General features: G+C 53.0%; 10 protein-coding genes. 7 read left to right on the top strand and 3 right to left on the bottom strand.

Annotated features, from left to right (window positions below):
• Positions 1 to 10: 10 nt before the first annotated feature.
• Positions 11 to 1255, bottom strand: coding sequence for an acyl-CoA dehydrogenase family protein (locus AC0L73_RS15635; RefSeq protein WP_473654178.1), 1245 nt, complete (start codon positions 1253 to 1255; stop codon positions 11 to 13).
• A 105-nt stretch (positions 1256 to 1360) separates the two neighbouring features.
• Between AC0L73_RS15635 and AC0L73_RS15630 the strand changes: the two genes are divergently transcribed.
• The 5 genes from AC0L73_RS15630 to AC0L73_RS15610 are packed head-to-tail and all read left to right on the top strand — an operon-like array spanning position 1361 to position 8036.
• On the top strand, positions 1361 to 2572 hold the full coding sequence (locus AC0L73_RS15630) for a CaiB/BaiF CoA transferase family protein (RefSeq protein ID WP_227951168.1): 1212 nt from the start codon (positions 1361 to 1363) through the stop codon (positions 2570 to 2572).
• On the top strand, positions 2569 to 3402 hold the full coding sequence (locus AC0L73_RS15625) for an IclR family transcriptional regulator (protein WP_227951166.1): 834 nt from the start codon (positions 2569 to 2571) through the stop codon (positions 3400 to 3402). Before AC0L73_RS15630 ends, AC0L73_RS15625 begins: the two co-directional genes overlap by 4 nt.
• Positions 3403 to 3430: 28 nt before the next feature.
• The gene (locus AC0L73_RS15620; protein ID WP_473654177.1) at positions 3431 to 4522 is read left to right on the top strand and encodes an NAD(P)H-dependent flavin oxidoreductase; all 1092 of its coding nucleotides are present in this window, start codon (positions 3431 to 3433) and stop codon (positions 4520 to 4522) included.
• 41 nt (positions 4523 to 4563) lie between these two features.
• Positions 4564 to 5739, top strand: coding sequence for an acyl-CoA dehydrogenase family protein (locus AC0L73_RS15615; protein ID WP_473654176.1), 1176 nt, complete (start codon positions 4564 to 4566; stop codon positions 5737 to 5739).
• 59 nt (positions 5740 to 5798) lie between these two features.
• Complete coding sequence (locus AC0L73_RS15610; protein ID WP_473654175.1) at positions 5799 to 8036, top strand: arylsulfatase; 2238 nt, start codon at positions 5799 to 5801, stop codon at positions 8034 to 8036.
• Between the two features lie 19 nt (positions 8037 to 8055).
• On the opposite strand, the gene AC0L73_RS15605 is transcribed toward AC0L73_RS15610, so the two are convergent.
• On the bottom strand, positions 8056 to 9690 hold the full coding sequence (locus tag AC0L73_RS15605; protein ID WP_473654174.1) for an acyl-CoA synthetase: 1635 nt from the start codon (positions 9688 to 9690) through the stop codon (positions 8056 to 8058).
• Positions 9691 to 9764: 74 nt separating this feature from the next.
• Complete coding sequence (locus AC0L73_RS15600; RefSeq protein WP_473654173.1) at positions 9765 to 10589, bottom strand: enoyl-CoA hydratase/isomerase family protein; 825 nt, start codon at positions 10587 to 10589, stop codon at positions 9765 to 9767.
• Between the two features lie 208 nt (positions 10590 to 10797).
• Between AC0L73_RS15600 and AC0L73_RS15595 the strand changes: the two genes are divergently transcribed.
• A complete protein-coding gene (locus AC0L73_RS15595; RefSeq protein ID WP_473654172.1) occupies positions 10798 to 11808 on the top strand; it encodes a lipid A deacylase LpxR family protein in 1011 nt (336 codons plus the stop codon).
• Between the two features lie 139 nt (positions 11809 to 11947).
• Complete coding sequence (gene amaB, locus AC0L73_RS15590; protein ID WP_473655456.1) at positions 11948 to 13456, top strand: L-piperidine-6-carboxylate dehydrogenase; 1509 nt, start codon at positions 11948 to 11950, stop codon at positions 13454 to 13456.
• Positions 13457 to 13471 lie beyond the last annotated feature (15 nt).

Raw genomic sequence — 13471 nt, 5'->3', positions numbered from 1 at the left:
TCCTCTTTTCCTAAAACCCGTCAGGGGCAATATAGGGGCAATCGGCAATGGACCATTCCGGAACGGGTTCAGTCTTGAAAATCTGTCTCAGATGCACTTCATCTGGGCCGTCGCCGATACGAAACCAGCGGGCGTAAGAATGAGCATGATGAATCAATGTATCATCTGTCCCCCCCATGGCGCCGAAAAGCTGGACCGCTCTATCGGTCACTTTTTGTAACATGCGCGGTACAGATACCTTTACTTGCGATACGATCCGCCAGGTATTCTTGTCCGGACTTGTATCAAGCAGCCAGGCTGCCTTTTGGATAAACAAGCGATTCAGGTCTATATCAATGCGTGCTTCGGCAATCCATTTCTGAACCGTATCATACTCGATAATCGGGCGTCCAAACGTTTTCCGCTCATGCGCTCTGGCGACCATCTGCGCGAGAACCATTTCGGCCATCCCGACACACCGCATGGAATGATGAATACGCGCCGGTCCCAGTCGAACTTGCGCTCCCTTGAAACCCTGCCCTCGCTCACCCAGTAGGTTAGCTTTCGGAACGCGGACATTCTTCAGTTCAAACTCACCGATGGGCGCCACAAAATCTTCCCATCCCATAAAACGCAACTTACGGACCAAGGTAAGGCCAGGCGTACCGATCGGAACAATGACCATACTGTGCTGACCCGTCCGGCCTGCATCAGGGTCAGAAATCCCCATGACAATCAGAAAGGAACAATCCGGATGCGCGCCGCCAGTTGCAAACCACTTGCGACCATTCAGGACTAGCTCATCCCCCTCTTCATGGATTTTTGTCGCAATGTTAGTCGCATCGGAAGAGGCAACGTCCGGCTCCGTCATAGCAAATGAAGAACGAGTTTCCGCATTGAGCAGAGGGCGCAGCCATTTTTCTTTCTGTTCCGGCGTCGCGATGGCCTGAAGCATCGCCATATTCGGCACTTCTGGCGCGTGACAGTTAAAGACCTGAGATCCCCACGGCAATCGACCCAGAATCTCTGCAATCGGGGCAAATTCAAGATTGGTCAGCCTTGTTCCCGGCTCGTCATCCGCGAGTTGAGGCAAAGCAAGGTTCCAGAGACCTTCCTCCTTCGCTTTATCCTGAATTTCCTTAATGAAAGGAGCAGGTTTGCGCTCATGACAAACAGTCTGAACCCACTCGCGATGCCGCGGCAAAACTTCCTGCGAAAAGAAGCTTTCTGCACGCAGCCTGATATCATCGGCTTCCGAGCTTAAACTAAAATTCATTGTCCCCGTCGTTTTAATTATTTTTATGTTTGACGATAGTGTTTTATATATAGTAACAAACCATGTCAATAACTACAAAAATAAAAACAGTACTCGGAAGACTACATGACAGATAAAAACTCATCCGGCCCTCTAACCGGTCTGCGTATTCTTGACATTGCCACGATTATCGCTGCCCCCTTTGCCGGCACATTGCTTGCGGATATGGGTGCAGATGTCGTCAAGCTGGAACTGCCGGGCGTCGGCGACGGCATGCGCGGTTTTCCTCCTTTCAAGGACGGAAAATCCCTCTGGTGGAAGGCCGCGAACCGCGGCAAGCAATTCGGCACCTTGGACCTTCGAAAGAAAGAAGGTGCAGAACTTCTCCTCGAGATGCTGCCGGAATTTGATGTCCTGATCGAGAACTTTAAACCCGGCACTCTTGACCGCTGGGGCCTTGATGTAGAGAAACTCTGGAAGGCGAACCCAAAACTTGTGATTCTCAGGACAACTGCCTTTGGTCAGACTGGCCCGTATATCGACCAGCCAGGATTTGCGCGTATTTTTGAGGCCATGGGCGGCCTAACCCACATCACAGGGGATCCTGACCGCCCCCCTGTTCATACCGGTTACCCAATCTCGGATGCCTTTGGTGGCGTGTTCGGCGCAATGTCCATTCTTGCGGCCGTCCATAAGGTACGGGACGACGAAACTGCCATGGGCGAAGAGATCGACCTCTCGCTGACGGAGGCAACATTCCGCCTGCTCGACTTTCTCGCCATTGAGTATGACCAACTAGGTGTCGTGCGCGGACGAAGCGGCAACCGCAATCAATACTCGGCCCCCTCCGATGTTTACCTAACAAGTGACAAGAAATATGTCTCTCTCGCAGGCAGCACCAACACCACCTTTAAAGGAAATGCCGCAGCCGTTGGACGACCCGAACTTATAGATGATCCCCGCTTTGCGAACAATGGCCTGCGGGTGGAAAACGCCGAAGAACTTGACAAGATTTTCGGTAGCTTTATCTCATCTCATACACTTGAAGAAGTATTGGCCGCCTTTTCCAAGGCCAAAGGAACCATAGCGCCGATCTATTCGGTCGAGCAAATCTTCAATGATCCACAGTATCAGGCGCGTGAGGCAATTACCTCTGTTCCGGACGAAGATTTTGGTTCCGTCCGGCTACAGAATGTTGTCCCTAAATTTTCCCAGAATCCGGGGAAAGTCAAATGGACGGCGAAAGACCTTGGTGCAGATAACGACGCTGTTTTCGAACGGCTTCTCGGGCTCACCAAAGAGGAAATAAATGCCTATCGTGAACGAGGTATTATATGAGCAGTGAGCATACCAATCTTATCGATCGCGTCGAAAGGCGCCATATCCCACTGGATGAAATGGTCGATGGCGATAGTTCACTTTCAACAACCCTGATCCGGGGGCTGGATATCCTTGCGTGCTTTCTCGACGGCGATCAAACCCTTACGAATGCGCAGATAGCCGCGCGGATCGGCATTAACAAGGCAACCGTATCGCGTCTTTGCAAGACCTTGATTGCTTTGCATTATCTTCGGCGCGACCCAAATGGAGGCTTCAAGCTTGCCCCCGGCCTACTTGCGCTATCCTATCCTATTCTCTCCCATATGAAATGGAGACGACAAGCGATCAACCTGATGCAGGATTATGCCGATTTCTCTAAAGGTAACGTCTCTCTTGCCGTCTTCAACGGAGGCGATGCCGTTTATATCCAAACCATCGGCGACATCACAAATTTCCCTCATGTCCCGGAGATGGGCATGACGGTTCCGGTGGCCGATTCCGCAACTGGTCGGTCATTACTTTCTCTGTTATCTGACGAGGAACGTGCAGAGAAATACCTGGAAGTTGAGAGTGCCTATCCCGGCGCTCTGGAGCGCTGCAAAGAAAAAATCGACAAGGGAATAAAGAGCTGTAAGGAGCATGGTTTCTGTACGTCTTACGGTGAGTGGCGTGAAACTATTTACGCAATGTCCGCGCCTGTCGGTCGGACTTCGGACGGTCTTGTTGTTACCCTGTCCTGTGGTATTCCCGCCTATCGTGCGCGCAAGGATGAAATAGAAAATGACCTTGCGCCACGCCTCGCGGCGGTTGCGGAAAATCTGCGTCAGTTCAACATTTTTGATACCTGACTAAAAAAATAAAAAGAAGGAAAAGATCATGGCCTTGACGTCACCGTTATGCGAGAAAATGGGAATTCGTTATCCGATCTTCGGTCTCGCCCACAATATTGACGTCATGGTGGCTCTGGGGAAAGCAGGTGGATATCCCGTTTTCGGTGCCGCGCGAAGCATGCCGGACGAAATTGCAGACATTGCCAGAATAATGAAAGAAGAACTTGGCGATCTGCCCTTCGGTATTGACCTGATGTTGCCATCGACTGTCGGCGACGATACCGACCGAGACGGAACTAAGACCAACCTGCCCGAGGAACATAAAAAATTTATTCAGGATCTAACGGGAAAATACAAGGTTCCGCCCGCTACGAAACCAACCTTCTTTTCCTCACAAATCCGATCGCAACAATTGTTCGAGGAACAGTTGGCAGCAACCCTTGAATCCGATGCACACAGTTTTGCCTCCGCCGTTGGCATGCCTCCAGAAATGATCAAAAAAGCGAAGAGCTACGGAAAGATCACTTTCTCCCTCGTCGGAGCACCGCGCCATGCAGAAAAGGCGAAGGCAGCAGGCGTAGACGTCATTGTTGCGCAAGGCTACGACGCAGGCGGTCATACAGGCCCAATCGGAACTTTCTCCCTCGTCCCGCAGGTTGTTGACGTCGCTGGGGATATCCCTGTTCTGGCAGCCGGTGGCGTGGGTCATGGACGGCATATCGCGGCTTCATTCGGCCTCGGCGCGCAAGGAGTATGGCTCGGTACTGCGTGGCTCGCCTCAAAGGAACATGCGCTTTGTGATGCGCTTTTGAACAAGCTGCTCAAAGCGAACAGTCTGGACACCACCATCTCCCTCAGCCATAGCGGAAAGTCCTGCCGTCTTATAAAGTCCGCCTGGTCTGAAGAATGGGATCAACCGGATGCACCCAAGCCCCTTAAAATGCCCTTTCAACAGGTGCTCACGGCGGACATCATTGCCGGCATAGATGAGCATGAGATTGAACCGCTGATCTATGAGGCAACGGGCCAGAGCATTGCCTGGTTCAATGAACTCATGTCCGTTGAAGAAATTGTGCAGCGGCTCGTTTCCGAAAGCGACACAGCGTTATCCAATATGAGAAACCTACTGACCAACTAATCAGCCCCCCTACTGCCATTATATTCAATAGAGACAAACACATGATCCGCGATAAAGAAGAACTAGAAAAACAACGCCTTGACGTCCGGGAATGGGTCGAGAAAGTTGCAATTCCGAATGAGGATCGCGTCGCAGAACTCAATGAAGTCCCACAGGATCTTGTCGACGATATGCAGGCACGTGGTTACTTTGCTTGGGCAGTCCCAGAAGAATATGGCGGGCTTGGCCTGACCACGGAAGAATTGGTCCTGATGGCGTTTGAGCTCTCCTACTGCTCAGTTGCCTATCGCGCCCGCGTTGGCTCAAATACCGGGATCGGTAGCGAGTCCCTCATCGTCGATGGGACGGAAGAGCAAAAGCGGAAATACCTACCTAAACTGGCCGCCGGTGAAATTGTTGGCTGTTTTGCGCTCACCGAAAGGGAAGCTGGCTCTCAGGCCACGGCACTGACCACAACGGCCGTCAAAAAAGGTAACCACTATGTCATGAACGGCTCAAAAGCGTTCATCACCAATGCTCCGATCTCAGACCTATTCACTGTTTTCGCGCGGACTGATCCTGACGATGACAGCCATCGCGGCATCAGCGCCTTTCTGGTCGATAAGGACACTCCCGGCCTTACCGTTGGCCCGGCCTATAAAATGATGGGTCAATCCGGCTCCCCCGTTTCAGAAGTCCATTTCGAGAATTGTGAGATCACGCCTGATCGACTTTTGGGCGGAGAAGAAGGTGTTGGCTTTAAGACGGCGATGAAGGCACTCAACAAACAGCGTATTCATCTTTCCGCTCTAAGCACCGGACCGGCGATGCGAATGCTGGATGATGCGGCGAAATATTCCCAGGAAAGAAAACAATTTGGACATCCTATTGGCGATTTTCAGCTCGTCCAGGCAATGATTGCTGACAGCCATGTGGATGTTGCGGCCGCGCGAACTTTAATCCTTGATACCGCGCGCAAACGTGACGAAGGGATCGATATCACTCTGGAAGCCTCCATGTGTAAATATTTTGCGACGGAGATGTGCGGTCGGATCGCGGACCGGGCCGTTCAGATATTTGGCGGGTCCGGCTATGTCGCGGATTACAGCAGCATTGAGCGGTTCTACCGCGATGTTCGCCTGTTCCGACTGTATGAAGGAACCAGCCAGATCCATCAACTCAACATCGCCCGTAAAACCCTTGATCAGATTGGGAAGACAGGCACAGTGCGGATTTAAAGTCTATCTGCACAGAAAAGATACAATAAAGAACGCGCAAAGCGAGAGGGAGTAGTTCAATGGAAGAGTATAAGCCTTTTTGGCCGGAACCCGCAAAAGCACCGGATGGCGCCCCAAACATTCTTGTGGTTCTCTTTGATGATGTGGGTTTTTCTGACTTTGGATGTTACGGCTCACCTATCAAAACGCCGACTATAGACAAGCTCGCCGAAAAAGGCGTGCGATACACCGGTTTTCATACGACAGCTATGTGCTCAACCACTCGTGCGGCACTTCTGACCGGGCGAAATCATCACTCCGTCGGTGTCGGCTGCCTTGCCAATTTCGACAGCGGATATCCCGGCTATCGTGGTAAGATTGCGAAAACCGCCGGCACTCTCGCCGAGATGCTACGCCCGAACGGCTATCGCAACTATATGATCGGAAAATGGCATGTAAACCCGCTCAACGAAAGCGGACCGACCGGTCCCTTCGATGGCTGGCCCCTGAGCCGCGGGTTTGATCGATTTTATGGCTTTCTGGATGCGGAAACAGACCAATACGCACCGGAGCTTGTGCGGGACAACGGCCATATCGACCCGCCCGGCGATTATGCCAGTGGATATCACCTTACCGAGGATCTTGTGGATCAGTCTATCCGCATGCTCGCCGATCATCAGGCGGGCGCGGAAAAGACGCCCTGGCTTCTCTGGTGCGCCTTCGGCGCCTGTCATGCCCCCCATCAGGCGCCGAAGGATATTATTAAAAGCTATGACCCGATGTTTGAGGGCGGCTGGGATAAGGAGCGTGAACAACGCCTCGCCCGCCAGAAAGAACTCGGGATCGTCCCTGAAAACACGGAAATGCCGCCCCGCAATGACGGCGTCAAAGCGTGGGATGAACATACCGAAGACGAGCGGCGTCTCTATACGCGGCTGCAGTCGGCCTACGCCGGTATGCTCGATCACACGGACCAGCATATTGCGCGGATTGTTGAGTTTCTGGAAGAAACCGGCCAGATGGACAACACTCTGATCCTTGTTCTCTCCGATAACGGCGCGAGCCAGGAAGGCGGCCGCAACGGGCTGGTCAATGCGATGGGACCGTTTAACCTGCGCCCCGAACCAATGGAAGAGAAACTCGCACGGATCGAGGATATAGGCGGACCCGATACCCATACAAACTTTCCACATGGCTGGGCTATGGCCGCGAATTCTCCGCTGAAACGCTATAAACAAAACACCCATGGCGGCGGCATCCGTGATCCGTTGATTATCAGTTGGCCGAAAGGTCTTCCCGCGCGCGGAGAGTTGCGGCATCAGTTTGCCCATTGCTCCGACGTGGTGCCGACCCTCCTCGATATTCTGGATATCGAAGCGCCAGACACCATCAACGGCGTAAAGCAACAACCAATTGAAGGACAGAGCTTCAAGGACAGTTTGTTCAAGCCGGAGGCACCCTCCCGCGACAAACCGCAGTATTTCGAAATGTTCGGACATCGCGGAATCTGGCAGGATGGCTGGAAAGCGGTGGCCTTTCATCCCATGGGAACACCGTTTGAGAATGATACCTGGGAGCTCTATAACCTCGACGAAGATTTCTCCGAAAGCCGGAACCTCGCCGAAGAGCACCCGGAACGGCTGGAAAAAATGATCGAAAGCTGGTGGGAAGAGGCAAAAAACAATCAGGTCCTCCCGCTGGATGACCGCTTCGCACCTCGTTTTGCAGAAAATGCTGAACGGTTGCAGGGCGACCGAAATATTGCGATTTTCCATCGTGGTGTTGGTCATATTCCCTCAGATGTTGCGCCGGACCTCCGCAGCCGCGATTACCGGATTGAGGCGGACGCAGATATTCTGAACGAGGCAAGCAACGGTGTCTTGATCGCCCATGGCGATACAACGTCAGGCTACAGCTTGTTCATGAAAGACGGTTATCTGGTGCATGATCTTAATATTGGCGGGGAACATGTGGTTGTCACATCCGGCAAGAAAGTTGCGCCCGGTCGCCGCCTGCTCGGTCTCCGGGTTGAACGCCTGACTAAAGAAGAAAAGCCGCGCATGGGCAAAGGTATGGGACGGAGCCGTTATACACTCACTATTGACGGGGAAGACGCCGGATCAGTCGAAAGTCACCTCGGATTCTTTATGCTGATTTCTTGGTCCGGCCTCGATATCGGGCGGGATCGCGGAAATCCGGTCGGTGATTACGCGTCGCCGTTTGAATTTGACGGTTTCTTACGCAAGGTCACAGTCCATATGGATACGCAAACCCTCGACGGCGAAGGTGTTGGCAAAGCGGAGATGGCGCGGGAATAACCTGCGCCATCCCAATGCCCTAGCCTCCTTCGCGTAGCTCCACCCGGCGGATCTTGCCAGAGATCGTCTTCGGCAGACTTTCCACGAACTCAACCTGCCGGGGATATTTATAGGGTGCCGTCAGATTTTTGCAGAAATCCTGTATATCGGTCATAAGGTCCGGACCTGCTTTTTCCGGGTTCTTTAGAATGATATAGGCTTTGACCAGTTGTCCCCGCATCTCATCGGGAATGCCAATTACTGCACTCTCAACCACTTCCGGATGCTCCAGCAGTGCGCTTTCCACCTCGAACGGGCTAATCCGGTAGGCACCGGAACTGATCAAGTCATCTGCCCGCCCCTCAAACCAGATATAACCATCGGCGTCACGTCTTGCCGTATCCCCGGTAAAGTACCATCCATGACGGAATGACCCGGTATCCGGTTCGCCGCCGGTGTAATAACCATCGAACAGGCCAGGTGGCCAGCCTCCATCGTCTGTTCGGATCGCAATATGGCCCACCTCCCCATCCGGCTGGCGATTGCCGTCGTCATCGATGATGTCGATGTCAAACCCCGGAACCGGCTTGCCCATGGAGCCAAATCGCGGCTCCATTCCCGGAAAGTTTCCAACGATATTGATGGTTTCCGTCTGACCATAGCCATCGGCGATAACATTGCCGGTATGTTCCTGCCAATAGCGGATGACTTCCGGGTTAAGTGGCTCCCCGGCACCCAAGGAACGGCGCATCGTGTCCAGGTTATATCCGCTTAGATCATGTTGGGCGAACAGACGATAAACAGTTGGCGGGGCGCAGAAGGTAGAAACCCCCAACCGTTCAATCATTTTCAGATGAAAATCAACATCAAACGCCCCTTCCCCATCATAGAGGACCACTTTAGCACCGGCCAGCAACGGCGGAAACAGCAACCCCCAAGCCGCCTTCGCCCAGCCTGTATCTGTTAGAGTCCAGTGTACATCACCTTCTTTCAAATCCATCCAGAAGAGCGCCGTCGCTACATGGGCCACCGCATAGCCAAAATCCCGCGGAACCATTTTCGGCATGGACGTCGTGCCAGAGGTGAAATAGGCCATCATCATATCGGAGGCCACCGTTGATGGCGCGTCCTTACGATCCAGCATTGGCGACGCATTCGCAACAAGCTCATCGAACGACAGCCAGCCCGGGTGCGTGCCGCCCACAACGATAAAATGCTCCAGGGTCGGGCATTCATCCCGCACCGCCTCCACCTTCTCACAATGCTCCGGCGTGACAACCACAAAGCGCGCCTTGGATCGCTGCACGCGATAAGCAATATCCTTGGCGGTCAAAAGGTTGGTCCCCGGCATCGAGATAGCCCCGACCTTCATGCAGGCGAACAAAACCGTATACCATTCCGGAATTCGGCCAATGACCATACAGCCAAAATCGCCTTTCGTAATACCAAGAGACAGGAATGCATTCGCAAGGCGCGCTGACTCCTCCGCATAATCTGAATAGGTGATTTCCTTTATCGTCTCGCCATCACGGGATACCGCGATAACGGCAACACCGTCCTTACCCTCTCCCCGCTTGTCGATAACGTCATAAGCAAAATTAAAATCATTTGGAATATCAACGCGATAATCCTTAACCGCAGAAACATAATCGCGGTTGAACTGACCCAAATCCATCGTCACCTCCCATACTGACGTTGTCTTAGTTTTTATATTTCTCGGCGCAGCTTATCTTATTGCGCGCGCTTGTCTCAATTTCTTTTAAGCCGCGCAAGCGCCGGATCGCGTATATCGCGCTCCCCCGCCGCCATCTTACGCATTTCCTCCAACCCTCGTTCATCAACCATCAAATCGCAGAAAAGCGTCCGTTCTCTCGCGAAGCCGTCTTCAGCGGAACGATTATTCACACCTTGGATCAAGTCCTTGATATGGCTGACAGCACGCGGCGAGCGGGACGCCAGAAGCGCTGCAACCTCAAGCGCTTTCTCAAGAACATTTTCTTTCACACAGTAACTTGCAAGACCCAAGTCCGTGGCCTCTCGCGGGGTCATTGTCCGCCCAAGTAGCATTAAGTCCAGCGCCTTTGCCTTGCCGACAAGTCCAGTTAGCCTTTGCGTGCCGCCCGCGCCCGGTAATATACCAAGGTTAACCTCGGGCAACCCCAAATCATAGGGACCGTCTTTCACAATCCGAATATCACAGGCAAGCGCAAGTTCGAAGCCACCGCCCATTGCGCTGCCGTTGATTGCTGCGATAAAAGGCTTGCCCATGGCTTCCATACGCCGATAGCATTTATGAATCAGGGATTCCGGCACTGGTCGGGTTGGATCGAACTTAAGGCCGCGCTCTGCCATTGCCTTACTCCTCTCATACAGCACTCCGACGTCATAATGGCGAATAAAAACATCATTATCCGCACCGGTAATAATCACGACCCGTATTTCGGGATCCACCTCAACTTCCGTCAGCGCGGCATCAAGCTCACTTTCCGTCTCGCCATCCATAAATCCCAGCGGCGGATTGCTGAAACGGATGATCCCGATATTATCCTGCCGGTCGATTGTGAGTTGAGCCATTCCCTGTCCCTTCATTTTCTTGTTTTGATTAATTTTGGGCGATTTGTGTCACCCTGTTATTTTTACAACAGTATAGAGCAATAAAAGGTAACAGAACGACCAAAATAGCCAGACGCGATCTCTGCACGTGACAAAGCATTGGCGCTCCGCTAAATAATCGCATCTAAGTGGACAAATTCTCACCATTATCTTTGGATAAGTGCAGCGGATGAAATCGCTCCGAACCGTCATAGTCGCCCTTGTTCTGCTGTTATTGCCAGCCACGCAAGTGCTTGCCAACGAGGCTGCCGAGGCCGATGAAGAAGAATCCGGTACATTTACGTTCGTGCTTGAAAATGATTTGTTCTTCGGAATCGACAGGGACTATACAAATGGCGTGCAACTTGCGTGGATGTCAGAGCCAGACTATGCACCTCAATGGGCTTTGAAGGCAGCGCGGCTTCTCCCTTTTTTCCCGGACAACGGCAAAGTTCGATCGACCTATGCCATTGGGCAAAATATGTATACGCCCAATGATATCTCCGATAAGGATCCGCCTCTGGACGAGAGGCCCTATGCGGGCTGGCTTTACGGTGCCGTCGGAATCGTTGTCGAAACAGGAGAAAAGCAGCTTGATCAATTGCAATTGCAACTTGGCATGGTCGGGCCTGCATCTTTTGCAGAACAATCACAGAAATTTGTTCATAAAATCGTCAATTCTCCAGAACCACAGGGTTGGGACACCCAACTCAAGAATGAGCCAGGGCTGGTCCTAACCTATCAACGGAGTTGGCGCGCCCTCGGCTCGACGGAAATCAAAGGATTTTCAATTGACGCAACACCGCATATCGGCGGCGCGCTTGGCAATATATACACCTACGCCAATGCTGGCGCGACACTGCGATTTGGTTGGAATCTGCCCAACGATTATGGCCCTCCTCGTATCCAGCCAGGCCTTCCCGGCTCCGGCTTTTTCGAACAACAGGACGATATCGGTTTGTACTTTTTTGCCGGACTGGACGCGCGGGCAGTTGCACGCAATATCTTCCTTGATGGCAACACATGGGCCGACAGCCGCAGCGTAGATAAAGAACCCTTCGTCGCCGATGCACAAGTCGGCGTGGCATTCACGGTAAAATCCGCACGCCTCGCTTTCACCCATGTCTTCCGGTCTCGCGAATACAAGGGCCAGGCGAGCAGTGACGAGTTCGGCGCGGTTAGTCTATCTGTCCCCTTCTAGACCAAGTGTCATTTCGAAAATCTTCCGCGGCAGTTTTCTTGCCCTTTAAACTCAAGCCAATAAGCGATAGAAGTAATTCCAACAGGGCGATGTAATGATCGCCAGAAGCTGGCTGATTGCAAAAGAAGGAATAGATGCGATGCATATGGCTGAAGAAACCACCCAAATTCTCACGCGGCTCGGGGTTGCCAAGACAGCCTATACAGGCGGCGGCCTTATGGTTACGAGTCCTTTGACAGGGGAAGAGATAGCGGCGGTCCCGGCCAACAATCCGGCTGACGTTGCTGCGGCAATCAAGCAGGCGAAGGCCGCCTTTTCGATCTGGCGTACAGTGCCCGCTCCCCGCCGCGGCGAACTCGTCCGGCTGCTTGGAGAGGAATTGCGCGCGTCGAAGCATGACCTCGGTCGGCTGGTTTCCCTAGAAGTTGGAAAAATTCCCTCTGAAGGGGATGGCGAAGTTCAGGAAATGATCGATATTTGCGATTTTGCCGTTGGCCTCTCCCGTCAGCTTTACGGCCTGACCATCGCCACGGAACGCCCGGGTCACCGGATGATGGAACAATGGCATCCGCTCGGCTCGGTAGGCGTTATTTCCGCTTTTAACTTCCCCGTTGCGGTCTGGTCATGGAATACGACCCTCGCCCTTGTCTGCGGGAACCCGGTTATTTGGAAGCCTTCCGAAAAAGCACCACTGACTGCGCTTGCCTGCAAGGAAATCATGGCCCGCGCCCTGGAACGTTTTGGTGATGCACCCGAGGGGCTTCTTGCCGTTGTCAACGGAACAGGCGATATTGGCTCAGCATTAGTGGAAAGCCCCGATATTGCGCTAATCTCCGCCACGGGCTCGACACGGATGGGCCGGATTGTTGGCCCCAAGGTGGCAGAACGGTTTGGCCGCGTCATTCTGGAATTAGGCGGGAATAACGCCGGTATCGTCGCACCAAGCGCGGATATCGATATGACACTGCGGGCTGTTGCCTTTGGTGCCATGGGAACAGCAGGACAACGCTGCACCACGTTGCGGCGCCTGTTCGTGCATTCCTCTGTTTATGACAAACTGGTGCCGGGCCTCAAGAAAGCTTATCAGACCGTTTCAGTCGGGAATCCTCTGACGACTGATGCACTCGTCGGGCCGCTTATTGACAAGCAAGCATTTGACCAGATGCAGAAAGCCCTTACCGCCGCGAAGAACGCTGGTGGAAAGGTAACAGGAGGCGAACGGATCGAGGATGGCCATGCAAATGCCTATTATGCCCGCCCGGCGTTGGTTGAAATGCCCGCGCATGAAGGCGTCGTGCTTGAGGAGACCTTCGCGCCGATCCTCTATGTGATGAAATATGATGATCTTGAAGACGCCATTGCCACGCATAACGCGGTGGGGGCGGGTCTTTCCTCCTGCATCTTCACGCTTGATATTCAGGAAGCAGAACTGTTCCTGAGCGCGGCGGGGTCCGATTGCGGCATTGCCAACGTAAATATCGCGACTTCGGGCGCGGAAATTGGTGGCGCCTTTGGCGGGGAGAAGGAAACCGGCGGCGGCCGCGAAAGTGGATCGGATGCCTGGAAAAGTTATATGCGGCGTGCAACCAACACGATCAACTATTCCAAAGAACTCCCTCTTGCCCAAGGGGTTTCTTTTGATATTTGAGAAAAAGAGAAAAAT

The sequence above is a fragment of the Sneathiella sp. D3-11 genome, from assembly GCF_055809395.1.
This window is presented reverse-complemented; position numbering and strand designations above follow the sequence as displayed.

Excerpts from the sequence above, each read along its gene's own strand:
- AC0L73_RS15635 (WP_473654178.1), bottom strand. The coding sequence starts at position 1,255 with ATGAATTTTAGTTTAAGCTCGGAAGCCGATGATATCAGGCTGCGTGCA.
- AC0L73_RS15630 (WP_227951168.1), top strand. The coding sequence starts at position 1,361 with ATGACAGATAAAAACTCATCCGGCCCTCTAACCGGTCTGCGTATTCTT.
- AC0L73_RS15625 (WP_227951166.1), top strand. The coding sequence starts at position 2,569 with ATGAGCAGTGAGCATACCAATCTTATCGATCGCGTCGAAAGGCGCCAT.
- AC0L73_RS15620 (WP_473654177.1), top strand. The coding sequence starts at position 3,431 with ATGGCCTTGACGTCACCGTTATGCGAGAAAATGGGAATTCGTTATCCG.
- AC0L73_RS15615 (WP_473654176.1), top strand. The coding sequence starts at position 4,564 with ATGATCCGCGATAAAGAAGAACTAGAAAAACAACGCCTTGACGTCCGG.
- AC0L73_RS15610 (WP_473654175.1), top strand. The coding sequence starts at position 5,799 with ATGGAAGAGTATAAGCCTTTTTGGCCGGAACCCGCAAAAGCACCGGAT.
- AC0L73_RS15605 (WP_473654174.1), bottom strand. The coding sequence starts at position 9,690 with ATGGATTTGGGTCAGTTCAACCGCGATTATGTTTCTGCGGTTAAGGAT.
- AC0L73_RS15600 (WP_473654173.1), bottom strand. The coding sequence starts at position 10,589 with ATGGCTCAACTCACAATCGACCGGCAGGATAATATCGGGATCATCCGT.
- AC0L73_RS15595 (WP_473654172.1), top strand. The coding sequence starts at position 10,798 with ATGAAATCGCTCCGAACCGTCATAGTCGCCCTTGTTCTGCTGTTATTG.
- amaB (WP_473655456.1), top strand. The coding sequence starts at position 11,948 with ATGCATATGGCTGAAGAAACCACCCAAATTCTCACGCGGCTCGGGGTT.